This window comes from Citrobacter sp. Igbk 14 (genome assembly GCF_028069825.1).
GTDB lineage: Bacteria > Pseudomonadota > Gammaproteobacteria > Enterobacterales > Enterobacteriaceae > Citrobacter.
Genome location: NZ_JANEWM010000020.1, coordinates 22,517 through 46,517 on the forward strand (window position 1 = coordinate 22,517; position 24,001 = coordinate 46,517).

Below are 24,001 nucleotides of genomic sequence, written 5' to 3' on the forward strand. Positions count from 1 at the left end.
CCACGCTATTGGCTTAGAGCGGCTACCGCTGCACGTGCGCCTACGCTGTGCAATTGCTGACAGGCAGCGGTTACGCGTTCGATAAAGTCTGCGTTATCGCAAAGGTCTCTCCCAAAGATAGTGTCAATGGCTAACAGCGCCCGGACACGTTCTTCTATTGATGGATACTGTTGATAAATAGCCTGATACTGTGCTGACAGCGGATCTATCACCTCAATCGGATGACCTTGTTCATCCACACCGCTGATGTAGCGCATCCAACCGGCGACTCCCAACGTCAGATGGCGAGCGTCTTCGCCTTTTTTCAGATGGAGTCGAATGGGGTCCAGCAAGCGTTGCGGTAATTTTTGGCTGCCATCCATCGCAATTTGCCAGGTTCGGTGCTTCAGTGATGGATTAGTAAAGCGCGCGATCAACAGCTCAGCATAAGCCGCAAGGTCTGTTCCTTCCGGCATTGACAGCGTCGGCGCTTGTTCATTGAGCATCAAAGCCAGCGCAGCGTTGCGATACGCCGGGTTGGTCATCGTATCGGCAATCGTTTCATAACCGCCCAGATAACCAAGATAGGCCAGGAAAGAGTGGCTGCCGTTGAGCATGCGTAACTTCATCATCTCAAATGGCACCACATCTGCTACAAACTGTGCGCCCACGCGATCCCAGTCAGGGCGTCCATTGACAAAGTTATCTTCAATCACCCACTGACGGAACGGCTCACAGGCAATGGCACAGGGATCATCTACCCCAAGCTGTTCAGCGATTTGCGCTAACGTCTCTTCTGTTGCTGCCGGAACGATGCGGTCGACCATTGTGCATGGGAACGTTGCCTGTTCGGCAATCCACTCAGCCAACTGCGGATCGCGCTCGGCGGCTAAACCCAGGACCGCGGTTTTTGCGACGCGGCCATTTTCTCGAACGTTGTCGCAGGACAGCACAGTAAAAGCGTTCAATCCCTGCTGACGGCGAAGAGCGAGGGCTTCGACGATATAACCCATTGCTGATTTGGGGGACTGTGGGTGAGCAATGTCGTGCTGGATAAACGGATGATTCAGATCCAGCTCGCCGCTGGCGGCATCCGTGCAATATCCTTTTTCGGTGATGGTCAGCGAAACGATGGCCGTTTCTGGACGGGCCATTGCGTGGATAATGGCTTCACAACCGTCAAATTCAGGATGCAGCGCTTCTTTCATCGAGCCAATGATTTTAAGCTCTGTCGTTTGTGCTCCGCGCTCGGCAACGGTGTACAGCAGATCCTGCGCCTTCAGGTTTTGAATCAGTGTGGCATCGTTTCCGGGCATCAGGTTGACCTCACAGATACCCCAGTCGCTGTCACTGCTTTCCAGCAAATGATGTGTATAGAGCGCCTGATGAGCGCGGTGAAAAGCACCGCAACCAAGATGTACGATGCGCGAAACAAGGCGTGAACGATCCCAGCGTGGGCGTGGGGTGGAAATCTGGGCGGTGGCGAGATTCTTGTCCATGACAAACTCCTGTCATTGATGATCTTCTTTGATAATGCGCTATCAAAGACCGGTCCTGACTGAAAGTGAAAAACCGCATGGCGGGGATACCATGCGGCAATGTGGTTACTGATTGAAGAAGGCGCGCTGGATAGCCAGTTCAACGCCGCGTACTTCAGCCAGGCCTTTAAGGCGACCAATAGCGGAATACCCTGGGTTGGTTTTCTTTTTCAGATCATCAAGCATTTGATGACCATGGTCTGGTCGCATGGGGATAAGTGAGGCGTTGCCTTCCGCTTTACGTCGCTGTTCTTCTTCGACTATCGCTTTCACGACGCTGTACATATCGACATCCCCGGAAAGATGCGCCGCCTCATGAAAGGTTTTGGGATTATCTTCGCGTTGTGTGGAACGCAGGTGCGTAAAGTAAATCCGCGGGCCGAACTGTTTGATCATATCAACCAGATCGTTGTCTGCGCGTACGCCGTAAGATCCTGTACACATCGTAAAACCGTTGGCAGTACTGTTTACGGTATCCACCATCCACTGCATATCTTCTACAGTAGAAACGATGCGCGGCAGGCCAAGAATTGGGCGCGGCGGATCGTCCGGATGAACCGCCATACGTACACCTACTTCTTCCGCTACCGGGATAATGGCTTTCAGGAACCAGGCAAAATTTTCCCGTAAGGCCGCTTTGTCGATATCTTTATAGGTTGCAAGGTGGCTACGGAATTGGTCCAGCGTATAGCCTTCCTCGGCACCTGGCAGACCGGCAATGATATTTCGCGTCAGCCGGGCTTTGTCCTCTTCGCTCATATCCGCAAAACGCTGGTGAGCCTGTGCAATTTCCTCCGCGCTGTAGTCCGCTTCCGCACCGGGACGCTTGAGGATATGCAGTTCAAAGGCGGCAAACTCAATCTGGTCAAAACGCAGAGCCTTTGAACCATCGGGTAGCACATACTCCAGGTCGGTACGGGTCCAGTCCAGAACCGGCATGAAGTTGTAGCACACGGTAAAGATGCCGCAGTGGGCGAGATTGCGCAGCGTCTGCTGGTAATTCTTGATCCACAGGTCGTACTGGCCCGTGTGGGTCTTGATGTCTTCATGGATCGGCACGCTTTCCACGACCGACCAGACCAGACCCGCTTTTTCCACGATCGCTTTGCGTTTGAGAATTTCTTCTACGGACCAGACTTCACCGTTTGGAATATGGTGCAGCGCAGTTACCACACCCGTTGCACCGGCTTGACGAACATCGGACAACGACACGGGATCGTTCGGGCCATACCAACGCCAGGTTTGTTCCATCGCTTTATCTCCTGGAAAAATTAATGAAAGGTCGCATTGATCTTCAGATAGCGTTCCGGATATTGATCGAGTTCCTTCACGGCGTCAGGCACATCATCAATATTCACCACCTTGCTGACGACATCCGCAGGATTAATGTTCAGCGTAGCCAGCATCTGTAACGCTTCTTCGAATTCGCCAGCACTGGTACGTGATCCGCGCAGATCCAACTCTTTAAACGTGATCAGGTTAGTGGGTAACGATGTCTCCTGTTTTGGCCAGCCGGTGAAAGCAATACGACCCGCAAACGAAGCAAGATCCAGCGTTTCGCGAATTGCACTGTTGGCACCAGATGCTTCGACGACAACCTGTGCCATCGTCCCTTGCGTGATATCTTTTATCGCCTCAACAACCTGGGTGTTCGACGGATTGATGACGTAAGGCACGCCCAGCGATTTTGCGTACTGAAGTCGTTCGTCCACGATATCGATCAGAATTGGCGTCGCACCGTAGCGCAATGCGCTCAATGCAGCCATCAGACCAATCGCACCGGCTCCAATAATGGCGATATGCTCCCCGGCCGTCAGTTTGGCGCGATGTAACGCATGCAGTGCGATAGTCAATGGTTCAGCCAACGGAGCCATCTCAGTGGCGACGTCATCCGGGATTTTGTGAATCAAATGCGCGGGGTGAGCAACCACCTCCTGCATTGCACCATCAATATGTACGCCAATGACCTTCAGGTTTTCACAGCAATTTGTTCTCCCCACTGAACAGGGGTAGCAATGACCACAATAAATATAAGGATCAACAATAACGCGGTCACCTTCCTTAATATTTGCTGGCATGCCCTTGCCTTGTTTAATAACAATACCCGTGACTTCATGTCCAATAATACGTGGATAGGTCACCAGGGGGTTAGTACCGCGAAATGCACCTATATCAGATCCACATATTCCAGCAGCATCAACTTTTATTAATACTTCATTATCTTTCTTTTCTGGGTAATCAACCCAACGGGTTTCAATTTCACCAGGTTTATTGATGTAGACAGCTTTGACTTTCATTTGTTTTTAATCCTTTATTTTTGACAAATACGAATACCAGACAGCTGGAAACAATCGCAATAGCACCAGCCAGATAGAATGCGTAATCATATTTACCGCTGAACTGAACAATAAACCCGGTGACCAGAGGGCCAATAATTCCGGATATATTTGCCAGCCCATGCATGGCGCCACCGACGCTACCCACTTTATCTTTGTGCACGACATCCTGAATAACTGCCCAATAAATAGGTCCAGTCAAATACAGCAGGAATAACGAGACTGACATCAATCCAACGGCACTGCCGATAGTGGTAACCGTTCCAGAAACCGCCACACAGATTGCCGCTCCAGCCAGGCAAACACCGAGAATGAGACGGCGAGAAAGCAGGGCGTTGCCCGTTACCCGATAGATAAAGTCAGAGCATACGCCACCCAATACCATGCCGATTGCACCAATTACCCAGGGGATCACCGTTGCAATACTGATTTCTTTAATATCAAGGTGTAGCGAGTGGTTCAGATAGCTTGGGAACCAGGTCAGGAAGAAAAAGAGTATGTAGTTATAGCTGAAGAAGGCCAGCGTCGTTGCCCACACCATCGGTTGCTTCATGTAGTAGCCGAGAGAAGGCATCGCTTTACCGTCATCCGCTAAAATGATGTCATCATGGTTTTCAAAATCGACACGTTCTTCCGGGGCGAGGTGTTTACTTTTTGAGGGTTTATCACTGGCAATGAAATACCAAAGTAATACCCAGGCTAAACCAAACAGGAAAATAATACCGAATGCCGGACGCCAGCCTAATGAAAGAGCCAGCAGGCCAACTACTGGACCGGAAATTGCGCCGCCCAACGGCGAGCCTGCGCTGAAAATACCGATGGCAGTGGCAGATTCTTTACGCGAAATCCAGTTGTTGATAATTTTATTACCTGCAGCACTGACCGGTCCTTCAGCCATGCCGAATAATACGCGAACAGCCAGCATAGTCCATAAGCCAGTAACCAGACTGGTCATCCCACAAAATACTGACCAGAGTAATGCGGCGACCAGAAATACTGTTTTGGGGCCAAATCGGTCACTGGCCCAGCCACCGATAAAGTTAAATAGTGCATAACCAACAAAGAATGCGCTGAATATCATACCCATCTCAGCAGCATTGAATCCTAATTCCTTTTCGATGAGTGGAGCGGTGATCGACAATGCTGAACGATCCATATAGTTAAGCATGTAAACTATAAAAAGAAGAAAAACGATAAGCCATCCCATTGTTTTTCTTTTCATGATATATCCTCTTATTGTGGTCTAGCGGCCTGACCACAATATTTAAAACCTATTTTAAGATCACCATTCTTTTGATACGAATGTGATCAACATAACGAAAAATTAGCGCGTTAAATAATCACGATCAAATGCGCGTTTGCATATCTTTATGAATTTTAAGGTTTTTAATGTTAGCGGTGAAATTTAGGATAAGAACGAGCTTCGTATTCAACACCTATTTTGGGTGGATATTGCAATAGCGTCGTACAGGGAGAACGGCGAACGTTCAGCGCAAATCAGTCAACCAGCGCAGCGGCCAGGTACAGTCACAGTGGTATCCCACCCGCTGAGAACGGAAAAAGGGTTCATAACGACCTCTTTTTGTAATGTTTCATTAACATTTGAGCTACATGTCACAGAATCAACGATGGGACTAAAAGTCGCTTTGACACGCTTTGGGTTACCTTCTAGAGTGGAAAAATACAGATTTTAGATAAGAGACTATCTGTGAAATTAAGATGGTCTCTTATTGCATTTTTTTAGCTAATGGCGACCTTCTTCCGAATATTATGAAGGGGAAAGCCATGTCCGCATGTTCATTCTCAAATCCGATAAAAATCCGTGGTGTAGATGATGTTATTAATTGCATCGATGCCAGGGGAAAAATCAGTGGCAGAGCTGGTGTTATTTGGTGGTTGGCACTAGGCGGTCTTTTTCTTGATGCTTTTTCAAATTCAGCCCTCAGTGCTGGATTAAACCCAATGACCCGCAATTTAAATCTTACTGCGACCGAAGTTGCACTACTCACCTCATTTTCATCCTGGGTCGCCATATTATTTAACCCGATTGGTGGCTGGATAGCCGATCGCTGGGGTCGTGTGCCACCGCTGATTATTGCCAAAATAATGGCGGTGATTGGTGCTTTGTTGGTGATGTCATCTTCCAGTTTTAGCACGATTATCGTAGGTCGCTTCTTTGTTGGTGTCTCTTACGGGATGGACTTTGCTGTGGCAATGGCCATGCTGGCAGAGTTCACGCCTGTGAAACTCAAAAGCCGTCTAAATACCTGGCAGGGTGTCTGGTATGTTGCCGTTTGTTTAAATTTGGTATTAGCGCTGATGTTTTACTCATGGGACGTAGGTGATGCCATCTGGCGTTATTCTATTGCTGTAACGGCGTTATGTGGACTCATCGTTCTATTTTTCCAGTTCCGCTATTTAGTGGAAAGCCCGGTTTGGCTGGCAAGGAAATCCCGATTACCTGAAGCTATCGTTGCCATGAATAAAATATACGGTGACCAATTTATTCTGGCGCCGAAAGCAGAACAGAAACCCGTTATTGGGCAGGCTGAAAAAGGTGCAAAAAATGTGCTGTTAATATTTCGTGGCGTCTATTTACCACGTACGATTCTGGCTTCGACCGTTCAAATCTGTCAGTCGATCCAATATTTCGGTGTGGGCTGGTATTTGCCGGTTATTAGTGCTGCGATGTTTGGTAAAAACTTTGTTTATGCAACCTTGTGTTCACTATTTTTTAACGTTTTCGGTATCGTCGGCGGTTTCTTATCTCCCGCGATTGGCCGCCGTCTGGGGTTGCGCCGCTCCTCGGCGATCGGCTTTGCCGTGGCCTTCCTCGTGCTACTCACGCTGGGTCTGTTCAGTGACACTATGCCACTTTGGGCCTCTTTGTTGGTCCCTGCACTGTTTATTCTTTGCCACTCTGGCGGACCTGGTGCAAACGGGAAAAGCCTGTCGTCACTCTCTTTTCGCAGTGAACTGCGGGCTGGTGCGAACGGCGTGGTCGGTGCGCTCGGAGCAATAGGTGCGGCGCTTGGGCTGTTTATTTTCCCGGTCTTCCGTGATTTGTATGGCCTGCAAACGACCTTCCTGATCATGTCTGCCGTGCCGCTGTTTGCGAGCATTATCTGTTTTGTTATTCCGTGGGACCCCACTCGCACCACTATTCAGCCGGATAACGAGCCAGGTGCACCGCAGTTCGAATCACCCCATTCACCTTATCCAGAGTCGATGGCCCCAGAATCAAACAGGAGTACGAAATGAGTGAATACGAAGATGTCATTCTGGCTATCGATGAAGGTACATCGGGGACCCGTGCGGCAGTTGTTGCACAAAATAGCCAGGTTCACTGCCTGGAATACCAGCCGCTTCAGGTCAGTAGTCTGCGTCATGGTGTGGTGGAACAAGATGCTGATGAGGTCTTGCAGGCCACTATTGAGGTTTGTCGCAAAGCGATAGCGAGCGCGCAATGCAACAAGATGCGCATTGTGGCGCTGGCGATTGCGACCCAACGCTCAACGGCAGTGCTGTGGGATGCGCAAACGGGCAAGGCATTAACTCCGGCGATGGTCTGGCAGGATGCGCGTTTCACGGATGAACTGGCCCAGCTAGCCCCTGAATGGGATGCAAAACTGCTGCCGCTGATTGGGCGACCGGTTGGGATACGCTCTCCTTATCTTTGGGCGTCGCACCATCTTGCCAATACGCCTGCGGTGGCGAAGGCGTATCAGGCTGGAACACTGGTCTTTGGTACCGTTGATAGCTGGTTGCTTTGGCATTTGGCGCAGGAGAAAAAAAGTGTCACCACTCCGACAAATGCCACCTCTGCTGGCGCGTATTGCCTCAAAGAGCATCACTATCATTTGCCATGGCTACAGACGCTGGGCTTTCCGGCGTCATTGCTGCCTGAATTACATGATGATGCCGATGACTTCGGCACCACGCGTGAAGATATTCTGGGGATTAGCGTGCCAATCCTGGCCTGTGCAGGGGATCAGTTTGCAGGGGCAATTGGGCTGGGGTGTACCGAGCGAGGGCAGGCTTTTTGTATGCATGGCACTGGCAGCTTTGTTGATTTAATGATGGGGCCAACGGTACCAACATTGCAAAAGGGTTGTGAAAGTACGCTCACCATGACGGCGCGTCGCCAAAAAGGGCTTTCGCATTTCTCTGTCGAAACCTTTGTCCCCACTACCGGTTCGGCGCTCAACTGGGTGTGCGAAAAGCTGCATTGGTTTGACTCACCTGAACACATCAGCGAACTGGCCGCGCAGGCTAGCGACGCGGGTGGCGTAAGTTTTATTCCGGCGCTAACGGGGCTACGCGTACCCCATCTCCAGCCTCATGCCCGTGCGTCCCTGAACGGTATCTCAATTTCGACCACGCGCTCGCAGGTGGCCTACGCGATTCTGGAAGGGATTGCGCATTCGGTCGCGGCCTGTATTCGCGCAAATGAAGCGGCAACTGGGATCCCCACAAAAGAGTTGGTGGTCGGGGGAGGGTTATCAAATAGCGATACGTTATTGCAAATCCAGGCCGATCTTAGCGGTATTCCCGTGCGGCGAATGGCCGAAACGGCGCGGGCAAGTTTACGTGGCGTTGCGTTTTTGGCCGGTGCCGATGGGCTGCTGTGGGACTCGCTGTCGGATGCCTGCGCCATGCTAAAAACCGCGCGGCTATTTGAGCCAAAAATCAGTCATGACCTTCGCGAACAAAAAATTAATCGCTGGGCGATGCGTATTGCACTCGAAATGGAAGCCGCCGACAGCCTCACCTCAGCTAATCAGGAGCACACTTACTCATGAAGTTTTTCCCTTCGCGAAAGCCCAACAAAACCTGTAGTGAGATGTACGGTGCAGAGCCATTACGTCTCCAGCGTGCTGAACAACTGGATCGACTGGAAAGCGACACCTACGACATTCTGATTGTCGGTGGTGGCGTAACCGGAGCCTACGCGGCGTTGGATGCCAGCCTGCGTGGCTACCGGGTGGCGCTGATTGAGAAAAGTGACTTTGCCTCAGGCACTTCATCAAAGTCATCGAAAATGGTACACGGCGGTCTGCGCTATATCGAACAAGGAAATCTGGGACTGGTTCGCCACTCTTTACTCGAACGCCAGCGTATGCGGAGGAATGCCCGTCATCTGGTGCAACGGTTACCCTTTTTATTCCCGGTGCTCGATAAAAATGGCGTATTCGACAAGCGGATGTCCGCTGCATTTGAAAGCCTGCTCTGGACCTACGACCTTGCGGGAGGATGGCGGGAAGGCATCCTTCACCAAAAATTGACCCCTGCGGAAGTGCTGTCGCATTGCCCGACGCTCAAAGAAGAACAGCTATCCGGTGGTTTTATGTATTTCGATGCCCGCGTCGACGATGCCCGACTGACGTTGGCATTGGTGCGCACGGCGGCGTTTCATGGCGCGGTGGTGACCAACCACGCGGAAGTCATCGAAACCACGCGTGACCGGCACGGCAAAGTGAATGGGGCCATCGTTTATGCCGATGGCAGAGAAATTCAGGTCAACGCGCGGGTTGTCATCATGGCGACGGGCGTCTGGCTGCGTGACTGGAATGGACTGAAAAAAGGTGATGCATCGCCGCTGAATATCCGTCCTGCCAAGGGGGTACATGTTGCTATTCCGTGGATGAAGATCCGCAATGATTGCACGGTGACGATCCCGGTTGCCGGGCGCAGTCGCCGTGCGACGATCACCCGTTGGGGCAACGTTTCCTATTTGGGTACCACGGATGAAGATTATCAGGGCGATCTCAATGATGTTCACTGCAATCGCGCTGAACTGGACTTTCTGCTGGAAGGGGCGAATTCGGCATTGAAAACCGATCTCCGCCCGGAAGACGTGGTGGGAAGTATCGCCGGTTGCCGCCCTCTTGTGGGGACGGCGGGAGGCAAGACCGTTGAGATGAAACGTAATCATGAAATCACGGTTGCGGCAGATGGTCTGATTACGATTGTCGGCGGCAAACTGACGACATCACGTCATATGGCAGAAGAGACCATCGATGCCGCCAGCAAAATACTCGGCCGTAAAAAGGCCTGCTCAACCAAAACCGCCTGGTTGCTGGGGGCGGCGGGCTATGACCCGCAGGCGATTCTGGCATCGGGCGGTTTGTCTGCGCACCTGGGGGAGCGCTACGGGACTGAAGCGCATTTTGTCAGTGACCTTATCCAGTCCAATCCCTTACTGGCAAAGCCAATTGTGGAAGGTCTCCCCTATACCGAAGCGGAGGTGGTGTATGCCGTGCGCCATGAACTCGCCAGTACCATTGATGATGTGTTATCGCGCCGAATTCGTGCCCGTCTGATGGCTCGTGATGCGTCAGCGAATGCTGCGGAACGCGTGGGGGAAATTCTGCAACAAGAGCTCAAGCTTCAGCCTGAACAGGTGGCCCGGCAGGTAGCCAGCTATCAGGCGGCAATTAAACATGAAAAATCAACACTTATGGGGACATCCGAATGATCAGTAAAGAAGCGATTAAACGCGGTTACAACCGTGGAAATTATACGGTAGGTGCACACACACGCCCGGCATGGGCGACGGATATCAAAAGCAGCGGTGGCGCGAAAGGGATGCAGATTGATCCGGTGGCGATGAGCGAGGCAACGTTTGATCGGCTGCGGGTCATTGCAGATGAGGTGCTGACGTCGGAGTCTGATGTGATTACCTGGACCCGCGACTGGTGGGCCGGATCGATGATTGCGGAAACCCAGGGCGCACCGGCCACGTCAAAAGGGGCGATTGTACGTGTCTCTACGGTAGAACAAATTCAGGATGTGATGCGTCTGGCGAATGCGTTGGCAATCCCGGTTACGGTTTCCGCTGGGCGCAGTAACGTCACTGGTGCCGCATTGCCGTTGCGGGGGGGCATTGTGCTGGACGTTTGCGAACTCAACAAACTTATCGACTTCGATCCACAAAGCCAGATTGTTGACGTTGAAGCCGGCATGTTCGGCGACATTTTTGAACAAACTATCCAAAAAGAGTACGGCATGACGATGGGCCACTGGCCGTCATCGTTTGGTATCAGTACCGTGGGCGGTTGGGTGGCCTGTCGTGGCGCGGGACAGCTGTCGACCCGCTACGGCAAAATTGAAGATATGGTTTATGGGATGGATGTCGTCCTTGCCGATGGCCGCTTAATCACCGTGGGTGGCTATGCGCGTAGCGCAACGGGGCCTGATTTACAGCAGATTTTTATTGGTTCTGAAGGCACATTGGGTGTGATTGTCCGTGTGCGTCTGAAACTGCATCGATTACCTGACTATGGCCGTGCCATCGCCTGGGGATTCTCCAGCTTCGCCAGTGGACTGGAGGCATGCCGTGAAATTTTACAGCATGGCGCGAACCCCGCAGCGTTGCGCCTGTACGATAACCTGGAAAGTGGCGTGCAGTTTGGTCTGCCAGAGACCAATGTCCTGTTGATTGCGGATGAGGGGGAGCCTGAGATTGTCGATGCGGTGCTGGCTATCAGCGAACGTGTGTGCCAACGCAGCGGACAACAACTCGACGGCGAGGCTATTTTTGAACGCTGGCTGGACACCCGATATCTGACCGGAAAAAGTGCTGAAGGCTTTAAAAAGAGCCCGGGTCTGGTGGCGGATACACTGGAAATGGTGGGACGTTGGCGCGATCTTAGCGACGTGTATGATGATGTGGTGGCTGCGATTAACGCCGTACCCGGCACGCTGGCCGGTTCAGCGCATCAGTCTCACGCCTACATCGACGGTGCATGCCTCTATTTCTCATTGCGCGGTGATGTGGCGATTGAGCAACGTGCGGCCTGGTATCGTGCAGCATGGGATGCAGCGAATGCGGTGCTAATTAAGCACAACACCTCCCTTAGCCACCATCATGGTGTGGGTCTCCTGCGTTCGCCTTATATGCAGGCTTCTTTAGGCGAATCGCTTTCCGTTCTGGCGGATATCAAATACGCGCTGGATCCGAAAAATATCCTTAACCCTGGCAAACTGGGGTTAAGCGTCGATCTTCCTTCACATCAGGCAGGTCAAAAATGATCAAAAATCTTGGCGTGCTCCTGGCACGCCAGCCCGTCATCATGGCGATTTACGGTATTGAGCAATTGAAAACCGCGCTGTCCAGCAAGGCAGAAGTCTGCATTATTGCCAATATTGACCTGATTAAGCTCCATCCGGTGATAGAACTGCTGTCGAAGGCGGGGAAGTACGTCATCGTGAATATCGACAGCTGCAATGGGCTGTCCCAGGATAAGGGCGGCATTGATTATGTGGCCGAAATGGGAGCGATGGGGTTGCTTTCGACGCGTTTACAAACCGTGCAGCGTGCGAAAAAGTGTGGACTGGTGACGATGCAGAAAATCTTTGTCACCGACCGTTCCACCTGGTTACGTAGCCTGAAAGTCGTAGAACAAAGCGAACCCGATTACGTGCAACTGATGCCTGCGCAGATGTTGCCGTTACTCTCACAGGCTGACCGTAATGTGTTGCCGCCGATAGTGGCATCAGGCTTCGTCTGTAACGAGGAACATGCTCAAACGGCGCTGTTACACGGCGCGATAGCTGTTTCGAGCAGTGATAGCGCGTTATGGGATATAGACCTTCACCGTTAGAACACCGGGAGCCCGACTATGGAGAATTCACAACTTTTTGTTATTGCACATTATTTTTCTCGTCAGGGAATGGGGGACAAGGTCAATGATGCGCTCAGACTGCTTGCGGATGCCTCGCGTCAGGAGCCTGAAAACATCACCTATGAGTTTTTCCGTTCCACGGAAGACGGCGATCGCTTTGTGATTATTGAGACTTATCGTTGCGCACAAGGTCTCGAAATTCACCGACAAACGGAGCATTTTCAACGTATTGGCGTTGGGATTATCAACCCGTTGCTTGAGCGTAAAGAGGTGAAAAGCTTTCTCACTCATGCCGATGCACCGCGTAGTTAAAAGCTGGCCATTTTTACTACCAGGAGTACATCAATGAACACTGTCATGAAGGATTTTACGTTTTCAACTGTACCGGAAATTATCGTCGGGTGGGCGGGAGCATCACGAGTAGGGGAGATTATTCAGCCGCGATTTAGCGCGCGTCGCGTGTTGTTGGTGACCGACCCCGGACTGGTCAAAGCCGGGATTCTGCCGCCTGTTTTGCATAGCCTGCAAGAGGCAGGGTTTCAGGTGACGGTCTATGATCGGGTCCAACCCGATCCGCAGGAACGTCTTGTCCGGGAAGCTTTACAGGTTGCTCGTGATGACCATTGCGACATGGTCATTGGTCTGGGCGGCGGCTCCTCGCTGGATGTCGCGAAGCTGGTGGCCGTGTTAATCCACTCAGAGCAAGATCTGCAGGCGCTTTACGGTATTGGCAAAGTGTCCGGGCAGCGTCTGCCGTTGATTAACATCCCTACCACGGCAGGGACGGGATCAGAAGTCACTAATATTTCGATTTTGACGACCAATGATGACAGCAAAATGGGGATTGTCGCACCACAGCTATATGGCGACCTGGTGCTGCTGGATGCGCAATTGACGCTTGGACTTCCTCCGGTTCATACGGCGGCGGCTGGCATCGACGCGATGGTTCATGCCATTGAGGCTTATACCGGTAAACATAAGAAGAACCCGATTTCGGATGCGCTGGCACGGGAAGCATTACGCTTAATTAGCCGCCATCTGGTGACTGCCTGCCATGATGGCCACAATCGGGAAGCCAGAGAGTGTGTGTTGTTGGGGGCAATGCTGGCAGGTCAGGCTTTCGCTAACTCTCCCGTGGGGGCGGTGCATGCGTTGGCTTATCCATTGGGGGCTCGCCATCATATTCCACATGGTTTGTCGAATGCGCTGATGCTGATTCCGGTGCTGCAGTTTAATGCGCCAGTCGCTGCGCCGTACTATGCCGAGCTGGCTGCTGTCATTGGCGAGGAGGTGTCGGGGGATACGGAGAAAGATGCCGCGACATTTATTGCTGCGATGGTACGCATTGTTGCTGAGTCTGGTGCACCGAAAAGGCTGCGCGATGTCGATATACCTGCTGAAACGCTGGTGATATTGGCTCAGGATGCCATGCAGCAGACTCGTCTTCTGGATAACAACCCCGTTCCGCTCACGGCAGACGATGCGTTGCGGCTATACCAACACGCGTTTTAAACAGAACACTCGCCAGAAGCGTGTCCGGCGAGCGGATTGCCGGACACTGTTTTGGCCGATGACATCACGAGAACAACCGAATAGACATATCGAATCCAGGTGTTAGTATTCAATAGATAGCAGTTATGAGTATGCGTGTTTCATTTCCGGCCAGGAACGCTGATGATGACAACATTACTACCCGATTTCACAGCATTTTCGTCATTCACTTCCTTCGCGGTAAGCGTTGCCTTAACGCCTGTCCGCTCCTTGGCCATCGTTTTTCATTCCTTCTCATCCCGGATGGAATCTCTCACTGAATAGCGGTTCAGTGGGTTTTGTGACACGCATCGTTTGATAACAGGGATTACGGCGGGTCGAATATGGATAAGTTTAAGCGTCATTTGGTGTGGTGGGGTGCGGGCATCCTGGTGGTGGTGGCCGCGATAGCATGGTGGATGCTACGTCCTGCGGGGATACCTGAAGGGTTTGCAGCCAGCAATGGCCGAATTGAAGCCACTGAAGTGGATATCGCCACCAAAATTGCCGGGCGTATTGATACGATCCTCGTGTCGGAAGGGCAGTTTGTCCGCCAGGGCGAGGTGCTGGCGAAAATGGATACCCGCGTGCTGCACGAGCAGCGACTGGAAGCGGTCGCGCAAATCAAAGAAGCGGAAAGTGCGGTGGCGGCGGCACGGGCGCTGCTGGAACAGCGGCAAAGTGAAATGCGCGCTGCGCAGTCGGTAGTCAAACAGCGTGAAGCAGAGCTGCAGTCGGTCTCTAAACGCCACGTGCGCTCCCGTTCACTGTCCCAGCGTGGTGCGGTGTCTGAGCAACAACTGGATGACGACCGCGCCGCCGCTGAAAGTGCGCGTGCTGCGCTGGAATCGGCAAAGGCGCAGGTCTCTGCCGCGAAAGCGGCGATTGAAGCCGCCCGCACCAGTATTATCCAGGCGCAAACCCGGGTCGAGGCTGCACAGGCCACCGAACGACGCATTGCGGCAGATATCGATGACAGCGAGCTTAAAGCTCCGCGCGATGGTCGCGTGCAGTACCGCGTGGCTGAACCGGGCGAAGTGCTGTCCGCTGGCGGGCGCGTGCTGAATATGGTCGATCTCAGCGATGTCTACATGACATTCTTCTTGCCGACCGAACAGGCTGGCCTGCTGAAGATTGGCGGTGAAGCGCGACTGGTGCTGGATGCCGCGCCGGATCTGCGAATTCCGGCGACCATCAGCTTTGTCGCCAGCGTCGCGCAGTTTACGCCGAAAACGGTTGAAACCAGTGATGAGCGGCTAAAACTGATGTTCCGCGTGAAAGCGCGTATCCCACCGGAGCTGTTACAACAGCATCTGGAGTACGTGAAAACCGGTCTGCCGGGCATGGCCTGGGTGCGTCTGGATGAAAGCCGCGCCTGGCCTGACTCCCTGGTGGTGAGGTTGCCGCAATGACGCATCTGGCGCTGGTTCCCGTTCCTCCTGTGGCGCACCTTGACGGCGTGAGTCAGCATTACGGGACAACGGTCGCGCTGAACAATATCACGCTGGATATCCCCGCCCGCTGTATAGTGGGCCTGATTGGCCCGGATGGCGTCGGAAAATCGAGCCTGCTGTCGCTTATTTCCGGTGCGCGGGTGATTGAACAGGGTAACGTGATGGTGCTGGGTGGCGACATGCGCGATCCGAAGCATCGTCGTGATGTCTGCCCGCGTATTGCCTGGATGCCGCAAGGGCTGGGTAAAAACCTGTACCACACGCTGTCGGTGTATGAGAACGTCGACTTCTTTGCCCGGCTGTTTGGCCATGACAAAGCAGAGCGTGAAGCGCGCATTACCGAACTGCTGAACAGCACCGGGCTGGCGCCGTTTCGCGACCGCCCAGCCGGGAAACTCTCGGGCGGGATGAAACAAAAGCTGGGGCTGTGCTGTGCGTTAATCCACGACCCGGAATTGCTCATTCTTGATGAACCCACCACTGGGGTAGACCCGCTGTCACGTGCCCAGTTCTGGGATCTGATTAACAGCATTCGCCAGCGTCAGACCAATATGAGCGTGCTGGTTGCCACCGCCTATATGGAAGAAGCCGAGCGCTTTGACTGGCTGGTGGCGATGAACGCGGGTGAGGTATTAGCCACCGGCAGCGCGCAGCAGTTGCGCGAAAAAACGAACAGCGCCACGCTGGAGCAGGCGTTTATCGCGCTGTTACCGCAAGCGCAGCGTCAGGCGCACAAGCCGGTCGTGATCCCGCCTTATCACGCCGAGCAGGAAGAGGTCGCCATTGAGGCGAAAGATTTGACCATGCGCTTCGGCAAGTTCGTCGCCGTTGACCACGTTAACTTTCGCATTCCCCGCGGGGAGATCTTCGGCTTTCTCGGCTCCAACGGCTGCGGTAAATCCACCACCATGAAGATGCTCACCGGACTGCTGCCCGCAAGCGAAGGTGAGGCGTGGCTATTTGGGCAAGCAGTTGACCCGAAAAATATCGATACCCGCCGTCGGGTGGGCTATATGTCGCAGGCGTTTTCGCTCTACAGCGAACTGACCGTGCGGCAAAACCTTGAGCTTCATGCTCGGCTGTTCCATATCCCCGAAGCGGAAATCCCCGGACGCGTGCAAGAGATGAGCGAACGCTTTTCGCTGACCGATGTTGAAGACGTGCTGCCTGGTGCCTTACCGCTGGGTATTCGTCAGCGCCTGTCGCTGGCCGTGGCGGTGATTCATCGCCCGGAAATGTTGATTCTCGACGAACCGACCTCCGGGGTTGATCCGGTGGCGAGAGATATGTTCTGGCAACTGATGGTCGATCTGTCGCGGCAGGATAAAGTCACCATTTTTATCTCTACCCACTTTATGAATGAGGCGGAGCGCTGCGACCGTATGTCGCTGATGCACGCCGGAAAAGTGCTCGCCAGTGGTACGCCGCAGGAGCTGGTGAAACAACGCGGCGCAGCCAACCTGGAAGAGGCGTTTATCTCCTGGCTACAGGAAGCAGCAGGCCCGGCGCCGGAAGCGACGCTTTCGCAAGCGGCGGCCCCGGTGGTGCATGAAAACAGTCCGCCGCCACGCCAGGGCTTTAGCCTGCGGCGATTATTCAGCTACAGCCGACGGGAAGCGCTGGAGCTGCGGCGGGACCCGGTGCGTTCAACGCTGGCGCTGATGGGGACGGTGATTCTGATGCTGATCATGGGCTACGGCATCAGCATGGACGTGGAAAATCTGCGTTTCTCCGTACTCGACCGTGACCAGACCGTCAGCAGCCAGGCGTGGACGCTGAATCTGGCGGGATCGCGCTATTTTATCGAGCAGCCGCCGCTTACCAGCTATGACGAGCTGGACAAGCGAATGCGTTCGGGCGAAGTGGCGGTGGCGATAGAAATTCCACCTAACTTTGGCCGCGATATTGCGCGTGGCACGCCGGTGAAGATTGGCGTCTGGGTTGATGGCGCGATGCCGAGCCGGGCCGAAACGGTAAGGGGTTACGTACAGGCCATGCACCAGACCTGGCTGCAGGATGTGATGGCGCGTCAGCCCAATGCCAGTGGTCAGAACGGGCTGATGACCATTGAGACGCGTTATCGCTATAACCCGGATGTGAAGAGCCTGCCGGCGATTGTTCCGGCAGTGATCCCGCTGCTGTTGATGATGATCCCTTCCATGCTCAGCGCACTCAGCGTGGTGCGCGAAAAAGAGCTGGGATCGATTATCAATCTGTACGTTACCCCCACGACCCGCAGCGAGTTTTTACTCGGCAAACAGTTGCCGTACATCGTGCTGGGGATGCTTAACTTCCTGCTGCTGTGCGCGTTGTCGGTGTTTGTGTTCGGTGTGCCGCATAAGGGGAGCTTTTTAACCCTGACGCTGGCCGCGCTGCTGTACGTCACCATTGCTACCGGACTGGGGCTGTTAATCTCCACGTTTATGAAAAGCCAGATCGCCGCCATTTTTGGTACCGCGATTATCACGCTGATCCCAGCAACGCAGTTTTCCGGGATGATCGACCCGGTGGCTTCGCTGGAAGGGCCGGGCCGGTGGATTGGTGAAATTTACCCGACCAGTCATTTTCTGACCATCGCGCGTGGAACGTTCTCTAAAGCGTTGGATCTGATGGATCTGTGGCAGCTGTTTATCCCGCTGGCAATCGCCATTCCGGTGGTGATCGGTCTGAGCGTGTTACTGCTGAAAAAACAGGAGGGGTGATGCGCCGATTACGTAATATTTATAATCTTGGTATCAAAGAGTTGCGCAGCCTGCTGGGCGACAAAGCGATGCTGACGCTGATTGTCTTCGCCTTCACGGTATCGGTTTACTCTTCTGCGACGGTGCTGCCTGGGTCGCTGCATCTTGCGCCGATTGCTATCGCCGATATGGACCAGTCGCAGCTGTCGAACCGCATTGTGAACAGCTTTTATCGCCCGTGGTTTTTACCGCCGGAGATGATCACTGCCGATGAAATGGATGCCGGGCTGGATGCCGGACGCTATACCTTTGCTGTGAATATTCCGCCTGATTTTCAGCGCGATGTGCTGGCAGGACGACAGCCGGATATTCAGGTTAACGTGGACGCCACGCGAATGAGCCAGGCGTTTACCGGTAACAGCTATATCCAGAATATCATCAGTGGCGAAGTGAACAGCTTTGTGGCGCGTTACCGTGATAACACTGAGCCGCCGGTGGCGCTGGAAATGCGCATGCGCTTTAACCCGAATCTGGAACCTGCCCGTTTTGGCGCGGTGATGGCGATCATCAACAACATTACCATGCTGGCGATTGTGCTCACCGGGTCGGCGCTGATCCGCGAACGTGAGCACGGGACGATAGAGCACCTGCTGGTGATGCCGGTGACACCGTTTGAAATCATGATGGCAAAAATCTGGTCGATGGGGCTGGTGGTGTTGATCGTTTCCGGGTTGTCGCTGATGTTGATGGTGAAAGGGGTACTCGGCGTGCCGATTGAAGGCTCGATACCGCTATTTATGCTGGGTGTGGCGCTGAGCCTGTTTGCCACTACCTCGATCGGTATTTTTATGGGGACGCTGGCACGATCGATGCCGCAACTGGGATTGCTGATGATTCTGGTGCTGTTGCCGTTACAGATGCTCTCAGGAGGCTCTACGCCGCGTGAAAGTATGCCGCAGGCCGTGCAGGACATCATGCTAACCATGCCAACCACCCACTTTGTCAGCCTGGCGCAGGCGATCCTTTATCGTGGGGCTGGGTTCAGCATCGTCTGGCCGCAGTTCCTGACGCTACTGGCGATTGGCAGCGCGTTTTTCCTGATAGCGTTGTTACGCTTTCGCAAGACGATTGGCACGATGGCGTAATCATCATTGCCGGGGGCGCTTCGCTTGCCCGGCCTACGTAGGCCGGATAAGGCGCAGCCGCCATCCGGCAACGAAACAGGCAATTACTCTTCTTTCGGCAGGCACTGCAAATGACCATGACGTACGCCGCGTTGGGAAATCACATCATCGGCAAAATGCTGCACATCGCCCATATCGCCTTTCAGCACGGCGATTTCCAGGCAGTCGTCATGGTTGATGTGAACGTGTAGCGTAGCGACCGACAAATCATGGTGATGGTGCTGCGTCGAAACAATGCGGCTGGCCAAATCACGCTTCTCATGTTCATAAACATACGAGAGTACCGCGAAGCCCTGAGTGCCATGCTCCTGGGTCGTTTCCTGCGCCAGTGCGCCACGCAAAATATCGCGAATCGCTTCAGAACGGTTGTTGTAACCACGGCGCTGGCTCAGGCTATCCAGCGTTTCCAGTAAATCGTCATCGAGAGTAATGGTGACTCGTTGCATCTGCAGTTAACCTTTCATGTCGCGCGTCGGCGCACAGGGAATGCGGGAGTTACAGCCTCTGCACGGCGTCGGCTGTCAGGGTAAATGGCGTTGGCGTGCACACGGCCAGACTCAGGGTGTCGAGCTGGCACTGGCTAACGGAGAGCGAGGTTGTCAGCGTAGTGCTATCGACGCTGACAATTTGCCAGGCGCTGCCGCCACGCTGCTTAACGATGGCTTCTTTGCGCGTCCAGATGCGCCAGAAAGCCGCCAGTTGGTGTTCCGGATGTTCTGCTTCGATTTCGGCATGTTCCCCGAGACTGAACACCGTATTTGCCAGTGTCTTCCAGTTTTCGCGCGGGCGCACGACTTCAATATCGCAGCCCACTTCCCCTTCGTCGCTAAGCAGCAGAGCAATGTCATCACCGCTGTGGCTAAGATTGAACCACAGCGGCGTGTCGGCTGAAAAGGCCGGTTTTCCTTGCTCGCCGTAGACGATATCAGGCAATGGCGAAAGGGCATGGGAAAGCAGCACGCGGCCCGCCAGCCAGCGTGCGCGGCGAGCACCCTGCGGTGCCTGCTCATAGAGCGCATGAGGCAGTACGCCGGTGCTTAAATCAGAAACTTTCCCTAGAACGATCCGGTACATATCACGGCCAACGTTTGATGATGATAGAAGTATTGATGCCGCCAAACGCAAAGTTATTGCTCTGCAAAAACTCGCAATCAATCTTGCGGGCTTCACCCATAATGTAATCCAGCGCGCCACAATTGGCATCTGGCTGACTCAAATTCAGCGTAGGCGCAAACCAGCCTTCACGCATCATTTGCAGACTCATCCAGGCCTCCAGTGCGCCACAAGCGCCAAGGGTATGCCCAAAATAGCTTTTAAGCGAGGATAGCGGCACATTATCACCATAAATTGCGGCAGTCGCCTGACTTTCTGCAATATCGCCACGATCGGTTGCGGTACCGTGCGCGGAAATATAGCCGATATCCTGGGCGCTAATACCGGCCATGCTCAGCGATTTTTCCATGCAAATCTGCATCGTTTCGCGCTGTGGCTGGGTGATATGGGCTGCATCGCAGTTAGTGGCAAAGCCGACGATTTCACCGTAAATCGTTGCTCCGCGTGCTTTAGCGTGTTCCAACTCTTCCAGCACCAGCGTACCAGCACCTTCTCCGATGACCAGACCATCGCGTTTTTCATCGAATGGGGAGGGGGTGGTTTTCGGTTCGTCATTGCGCTGGCTGGTGGCGAACAGCGTATCAAATACGGCGGCTTCGGAAGGGCACAGTTCTTCTGCACCACCGGCAACCATCACCGTTTGATAGCCGTGACGGATGGCTTCCCATGCGTAACCAATGGCCTGGCTACCGGAGGTGCAGGCGCTGGATGTCGGGATGACTCGCCCACGCAGGCCGAAAAATAATCCGGTGTTAACGGCCGTGGTGTGCGGCATCATTTGCACGTAGGTCGTGCCGGTGATGTTATTGGTGTGCTTCTCGGTCAGCATGGTCGCGAACTCACTCACCGGCCCGGTGCTGCCTGTGGAGGAACCGTATGCTATTCCGGTTTCACCGTTGGTCAGTACCCGATCGCCAATCAGTCCGGCCTGTTCTAACGCCAGTTCTGATGCGCGAGTGGACATCAGCGACACGCGACCCATGGCGCGAATGCGCTTGCGGGTATAGTGTTCCGGCAGCGTGAAGTTGTCGATCGGCGCACCCAACAGCGTGTGCAGTCCGTCATAAACCTGCCACTCCGGCATTTTGCGTACCGCATTTTCATACGCCAATAGCCTGGCGGAGACATCCTGCCAGTTTTCCCCAAAGGCGGTGACTCCGCCCATGCCTGTAATCACGACACGACGTGTCATAACATCCCTCCATTGATGGAAATCACCTGGCGAGTGACATAGCCCGCCACATCCGACATTAAATAGCTGGCAAGCCCGGCCACTTCTTCAGCCTGACCTATCCGTTTCATGGGGATCATCGACATCGCCTCTTTCAATGCGGCTTCTTCCATCTCGATCATCCCGGTATCAATCAGTCCTGGTGCAATGCAGTTTACGGTAATTTTGCGTTTTGCCAGTTCGATGGCCAGCGCTTTGGTGGCGCCAATAATACCGGCTTTTGCTGCACTGTAATTAACCTGACCGCGGTTGCCCATCACGCCGGATACCGAAGACAATGTGATGATACGACCACCCTGGCGTGCGCTAATCATTGGCATAATGCACGGATGAATGACGTTGTAAAAGCTGTCGAGGTTGGTGTGGATCACCGCATCCCAGTCGTTATCACTGAGTGCAGGGAAGGCGGCATCACGCGTCACCCCGGCGTTGCTGACAATACCGTACCATGCGCCGTTAACCTCAATATCGTGCTCCAGTACTTCACGGCACTGCTCGCGATTGGCAACGTCAAACGTCAACAGACGCCCTGTGCCGCCCGCGGCGAGGATAGCCTCCAGCGTGTCTTGTGCACCTTGCGCATCGCGATGATAGTGCACGCCGACCACAAAGCCGTCTGCCGCCAGTTGTCTGGCGATGGCGCGACCGATACCTTTGCTGGCACCCGTAACTAAAACTGAACGACTCATGTGGACGCTCCTTGTTGAAATAGCGTGTTAATTTCTTCTGCTGTTGGCTGGAAGGTGTTGACGCGACCGGTTGCCAGCGTCTTGTTGTCTGCCTGAATGGCGCATTCAAAGCTACCGAATCGTGCATCCTGCATCAGCAATTTGACATGGATGCTCAGCTTTTTCCCGGCAGGCAGAACACCCGCAGCACAGACTAACTCGCGTGCGCCCAGCACCATACCTAACGCAATACTCGCCTGACCGTGTTGCTGGCGGTGCCAGCCAGACCAGACGCCAATGGTCTGCGCCATTAATTCCAGTGCGAACCAGCCGGGCAAATTGCCATCAGGGTCGAGGAAAGGGGCCAGTACGCTGTTTGCTGATACCGTCACGTGGCAGGTGGCGGTTTCGTCCGCCACACTGACGACCTCTTCAAGGAGCAGCATCGGTGCATCATGCGGTAAATAATCGCCCGGTGATAAATAGTGGCTCATGAGATTCTCCCGAGCAGGATGCTGGCATTATTACCGCCGAAGGCGAACGAGTTAGATAAGATTACTGGACGAGTCAGCGGCTGCGGCTGTTCAATGATGCCGCAGGGGGGCAATGTTTCATCGCGCGGTGACTGGCTGAAATCCTGCGGTGGCAGTGGCAGGTTGCGTTGCAGAATCAGCATACTGATCGCGACTTCGGTGATCCCCGCAGCGCCCAGCGTGTGGCCGGTCAGGTGTTTGGTCGAGCTGCATGGGACCGTGTCGCCAAATAGTGTGCTCACGACGTTGGATTCAATTTGATCATTTAACGGAGTGGCCGTTCCGTGCAGATTGATATAGCCCACGTGTTCCGGTGTCATTCCTGCGTCGTTAAGCGCCTGGCCTATGGCGCGAATGGCACCTTCTCCCTGTGGGTGGGGAGCCGAAATATGGTACGCATCGCTGGATTCGCCGACACCCAGGAGTGCAATGGGCTGTGGCTCGCGGGTTAATACCATCAATGCGGCACCTTCGCCGATGGTGATCCCGTTGCGGTCGCGGCCAAACGGCTGGCATCGTGTTGGGGAGAGCGATTCCAGACTGTGGAATCCGTTGATTGGCATTCGGCTTAGCGTATCCGCACCGCCGACAATGGCGATATCGACCAGACCAGATTCGATTAAGCGACGTCCGCTCATGATAGCCCGCGCACTGGACGAGCAGGCGGTTGAGAGCGTAAAGGCCGGGCCATCCAGCGCCAGCCAGTGGCTAAGAAAACGCGACGGATCGCCCAGTTCCTGCTGCGGGTAGCGCCAGTCGGTGCTCTCTTTGTCGTTGAGTATTAGATCAACGTGAACGTCACCTTCATCCAGACCGGAGGTGCTGGTACCGAGAACGACAGCAATACGATCGCGGCCAAACCGGGCGATAGCGTCGTCCACCTGCGGCTGGATTTGTGCCAGTGCGGCCAGCAGTAGCTGGTTATTGCGCGAACGATGTGCGCTAAATTGCTGAGGGATCGCGGGCAGATCACCGTCTACGCCTGCTAATACGGCGGGTGGGTGTCCTTGCAGCCAGTTCGCGCGCGGGCGCATTCCCGGCGCGATGCCACGTGTGAGGTTGGCTGCTATTTCATCGGTGTTATTGCCCAACGCGTTAATCATGCCAACGGCAGAAATGTAGATCAT

20 protein-coding genes are annotated in these 24,001 nt (G+C 54.0%); 10 read left to right on the forward strand and 10 right to left on the reverse strand.

All coding sequences use genetic code 11. From position 1 onward, the window contains the following. Positions 1-5: 5 nt before the first annotated feature. The 4 genes from NNN64_RS10050 to NNN64_RS10065 all read right to left on the reverse strand — a co-directional run bounded on the left by NNN64_RS10050 (position 6) and on the right by NNN64_RS10065 (position 5,075). Entirely contained in the window at positions 6-1,478 is a 1,473-nt protein-coding gene (locus NNN64_RS10050) for a fructuronate reductase (RefSeq protein ID WP_271441288.1), read from the reverse strand. Positions 1,479-1,583: 105 nt separating this feature from the next. Then, positions 1,584-2,768 carry a mannonate dehydratase gene (gene uxuA, locus NNN64_RS10055; protein ID WP_271441289.1) on the reverse strand — a complete coding sequence of 395 codons (1,185 nt, stop codon included), beginning with the start codon at positions 2,766-2,768 and terminating at the stop codon, positions 1,584-1,586. Positions 2,769-2,788: 20 nt separating this feature from the next. Further along, on the reverse strand, positions 2,789-3,814 hold the full coding sequence (locus tag NNN64_RS10060; protein ID WP_202037499.1) for a zinc-binding dehydrogenase: 1,026 nt from the start codon (positions 3,812-3,814) through the stop codon (positions 2,789-2,791). After that, entirely contained in the window at positions 3,786-5,075 is a 1,290-nt protein-coding gene (locus NNN64_RS10065) for an MFS transporter (RefSeq protein WP_048213619.1), read from the reverse strand. The genes NNN64_RS10060 and NNN64_RS10065 overlap by 29 nt, the downstream gene beginning before the upstream one ends. A 563-nt stretch (positions 5,076-5,638) precedes the next feature. On the opposite strand from NNN64_RS10065, the gene NNN64_RS10070 reads away from it, so the two are divergent. The 10 genes from NNN64_RS10070 (at position 5,639) to NNN64_RS10115 (ending at position 19,290) form a co-directional block, all read left to right on the forward strand. After that, on the forward strand, positions 5,639-7,114 hold the full coding sequence (locus NNN64_RS10070; protein WP_271441290.1) for an MFS transporter: 1,476 nt from the start codon (positions 5,639-5,641) through the stop codon (positions 7,112-7,114). Next, a complete protein-coding gene (locus tag NNN64_RS10075) occupies positions 7,111-8,655 on the forward strand; it encodes an FGGY family carbohydrate kinase (protein WP_271441291.1) in 1,545 nt (514 codons plus the stop codon). The genes NNN64_RS10070 and NNN64_RS10075 overlap by 4 nt, the downstream gene beginning before the upstream one ends. After that, on the forward strand, positions 8,652-10,331 hold the full coding sequence (locus NNN64_RS10080; RefSeq protein WP_271441292.1) for a glycerol-3-phosphate dehydrogenase/oxidase: 1,680 nt from the start codon (positions 8,652-8,654) through the stop codon (positions 10,329-10,331). Before NNN64_RS10075 ends, NNN64_RS10080 begins: the two co-directional genes overlap by 4 nt. Beyond that, positions 10,328-11,887, forward strand: a complete 1,560-nt coding sequence (locus NNN64_RS10085) for an FAD-binding oxidoreductase (protein WP_271441293.1) — start codon at positions 10,328-10,330, stop codon at positions 11,885-11,887. Before NNN64_RS10080 ends, NNN64_RS10085 begins: the two co-directional genes overlap by 4 nt. Beyond that, positions 11,884-12,459 (forward strand): glycerol-3-phosphate responsive antiterminator, encoded by a 576-nt coding sequence (locus tag NNN64_RS10090; RefSeq protein ID WP_271441294.1) that lies wholly within the window; start codon positions 11,884-11,886, stop codon positions 12,457-12,459. The genes NNN64_RS10085 and NNN64_RS10090 overlap by 4 nt, the downstream gene beginning before the upstream one ends. A gap of 18 nt (positions 12,460-12,477) precedes the next feature. Then, positions 12,478-12,792, forward strand: coding sequence for a putative quinol monooxygenase (locus NNN64_RS10095; protein ID WP_271441295.1), 315 nt, complete (start codon positions 12,478-12,480; stop codon positions 12,790-12,792). A gap of 33 nt (positions 12,793-12,825) precedes the next feature. After that, complete coding sequence (locus NNN64_RS10100; RefSeq protein WP_271441296.1) at positions 12,826-13,992, forward strand: iron-containing alcohol dehydrogenase; 1,167 nt, start codon at positions 12,826-12,828, stop codon at positions 13,990-13,992. 362 nt (positions 13,993-14,354) lie between these two features. Beyond that, positions 14,355-15,422 (forward strand): HlyD family secretion protein, encoded by a 1,068-nt coding sequence (locus NNN64_RS10105; protein WP_202037506.1) that lies wholly within the window; start codon positions 14,355-14,357, stop codon positions 15,420-15,422. After that, positions 15,419-18,166: a ribosome-associated ATPase/putative transporter RbbA gene (gene rbbA / locus NNN64_RS10110; RefSeq protein WP_271441297.1), complete on the forward strand. Its 2,748-nt coding sequence runs from the start codon at positions 15,419-15,421 to the stop codon at positions 18,164-18,166. Before NNN64_RS10105 ends, rbbA begins: the two co-directional genes overlap by 4 nt. Continuing rightward, positions 18,166-19,290 carry an ABC transporter permease gene (locus NNN64_RS10115; protein WP_271441298.1) on the forward strand — a complete coding sequence of 375 codons (1,125 nt, stop codon included), beginning with the start codon at positions 18,166-18,168 and terminating at the stop codon, positions 19,288-19,290. Before rbbA ends, NNN64_RS10115 begins: the two co-directional genes overlap by 1 nt. Positions 19,291-19,373: 83 nt before the next feature. Here NNN64_RS10115 and nikR read toward each other — a convergent pair whose 3' ends face one another. From nikR to NNN64_RS10145, 6 genes are read right to left on the reverse strand one after another with little or no spacing between them, the layout of a single operon-like run. After that, positions 19,374-19,775 carry a nickel-responsive transcriptional regulator NikR gene (gene nikR, locus NNN64_RS10120; RefSeq protein WP_005121550.1) on the reverse strand — a complete coding sequence of 134 codons (402 nt, stop codon included), beginning with the start codon at positions 19,773-19,775 and terminating at the stop codon, positions 19,374-19,376. 49 nt (positions 19,776-19,824) lie between these two features. Further along, entirely contained in the window at positions 19,825-20,403 is a 579-nt protein-coding gene (gene acpT / locus NNN64_RS10125; protein WP_271441299.1) for a 4'-phosphopantetheinyl transferase AcpT, read from the reverse strand. A 1-nt stretch (position 20,404) separates the two neighbouring features. Then, positions 20,405-21,634 carry a beta-ketoacyl-ACP synthase gene (locus tag NNN64_RS10130; protein ID WP_271441300.1) on the reverse strand — a complete coding sequence of 410 codons (1,230 nt, stop codon included), beginning with the start codon at positions 21,632-21,634 and terminating at the stop codon, positions 20,405-20,407. After that, positions 21,631-22,362 carry a 3-ketoacyl-ACP reductase FabG2 gene (locus NNN64_RS10135; RefSeq protein ID WP_271441301.1) on the reverse strand — a complete coding sequence of 244 codons (732 nt, stop codon included), beginning with the start codon at positions 22,360-22,362 and terminating at the stop codon, positions 21,631-21,633. Before NNN64_RS10135 ends, NNN64_RS10130 begins: the two co-directional genes overlap by 4 nt. Beyond that, entirely contained in the window at positions 22,359-22,835 is a 477-nt protein-coding gene (locus NNN64_RS10140) for an ApeP family dehydratase (protein ID WP_271441302.1), read from the reverse strand. The genes NNN64_RS10135 and NNN64_RS10140 overlap by 4 nt, the downstream gene beginning before the upstream one ends. Next, positions 22,832-24,001, reverse strand: a complete 1,170-nt coding sequence (locus tag NNN64_RS10145; RefSeq protein ID WP_271441303.1) for a beta-ketoacyl-[acyl-carrier-protein] synthase family protein — start codon at positions 23,999-24,001, stop codon at positions 22,832-22,834. Before NNN64_RS10145 ends, NNN64_RS10140 begins: the two co-directional genes overlap by 4 nt.

What these genes read in the sequence shown, in the direction of transcription:
- NNN64_RS10050 (WP_271441288.1), bottom strand. Translation starts at nt 1,478, where the DNA reads ATGGACAAGAATCTCGCCACCGCCCAGATTTCCACCCCACGCCCACGC.
- uxuA (WP_271441289.1), bottom strand. Translation starts at nt 2,768, where the DNA reads ATGGAACAAACCTGGCGTTGGTATGGCCCGAACGATCCCGTGTCGTTG.
- NNN64_RS10060 (WP_202037499.1), bottom strand. Translation starts at nt 3,814, where the DNA reads ATGAAAGTCAAAGCTGTCTACATCAATAAACCTGGTGAAATTGAAACC.
- NNN64_RS10065 (WP_048213619.1), bottom strand. Translation starts at nt 5,075, where the DNA reads ATGAAAAGAAAAACAATGGGATGGCTTATCGTTTTTCTTCTTTTTATA.
- NNN64_RS10070 (WP_271441290.1), top strand. Translation starts at nt 5,639, where the DNA reads ATGTCCGCATGTTCATTCTCAAATCCGATAAAAATCCGTGGTGTAGAT.
- NNN64_RS10075 (WP_271441291.1), top strand. Translation starts at nt 7,111, where the DNA reads ATGAGTGAATACGAAGATGTCATTCTGGCTATCGATGAAGGTACATCG.
- NNN64_RS10080 (WP_271441292.1), top strand. Translation starts at nt 8,652, where the DNA reads ATGAAGTTTTTCCCTTCGCGAAAGCCCAACAAAACCTGTAGTGAGATG.
- NNN64_RS10085 (WP_271441293.1), top strand. Translation starts at nt 10,328, where the DNA reads ATGATCAGTAAAGAAGCGATTAAACGCGGTTACAACCGTGGAAATTAT.
- NNN64_RS10090 (WP_271441294.1), top strand. Translation starts at nt 11,884, where the DNA reads ATGATCAAAAATCTTGGCGTGCTCCTGGCACGCCAGCCCGTCATCATG.
- NNN64_RS10095 (WP_271441295.1), top strand. Translation starts at nt 12,478, where the DNA reads ATGGAGAATTCACAACTTTTTGTTATTGCACATTATTTTTCTCGTCAG.
- NNN64_RS10100 (WP_271441296.1), top strand. Translation starts at nt 12,826, where the DNA reads ATGAACACTGTCATGAAGGATTTTACGTTTTCAACTGTACCGGAAATT.
- NNN64_RS10105 (WP_202037506.1), top strand. Translation starts at nt 14,355, where the DNA reads ATGGATAAGTTTAAGCGTCATTTGGTGTGGTGGGGTGCGGGCATCCTG.
- rbbA (WP_271441297.1), top strand. Translation starts at nt 15,419, where the DNA reads ATGACGCATCTGGCGCTGGTTCCCGTTCCTCCTGTGGCGCACCTTGAC.
- NNN64_RS10115 (WP_271441298.1), top strand. Translation starts at nt 18,166, where the DNA reads ATGCGCCGATTACGTAATATTTATAATCTTGGTATCAAAGAGTTGCGC.
- nikR (WP_005121550.1), bottom strand. Translation starts at nt 19,775, where the DNA reads ATGCAACGAGTCACCATTACTCTCGATGACGATTTACTGGAAACGCTG.
- acpT (WP_271441299.1), bottom strand. Translation starts at nt 20,403, where the DNA reads ATGTACCGGATCGTTCTAGGGAAAGTTTCTGATTTAAGCACCGGCGTA.
- NNN64_RS10130 (WP_271441300.1), bottom strand. Translation starts at nt 21,634, where the DNA reads ATGACACGTCGTGTCGTGATTACAGGCATGGGCGGAGTCACCGCCTTT.
- NNN64_RS10135 (WP_271441301.1), bottom strand. Translation starts at nt 22,362, where the DNA reads ATGAGTCGTTCAGTTTTAGTTACGGGTGCCAGCAAAGGTATCGGTCGC.
- NNN64_RS10140 (WP_271441302.1), bottom strand. Translation starts at nt 22,835, where the DNA reads ATGAGCCACTATTTATCACCGGGCGATTATTTACCGCATGATGCACCG.
- NNN64_RS10145 (WP_271441303.1), bottom strand. Translation starts at nt 24,001, where the DNA reads ATGATCTACATTTCTGCCGTTGGCATGATTAACGCGTTGGGCAATAAC.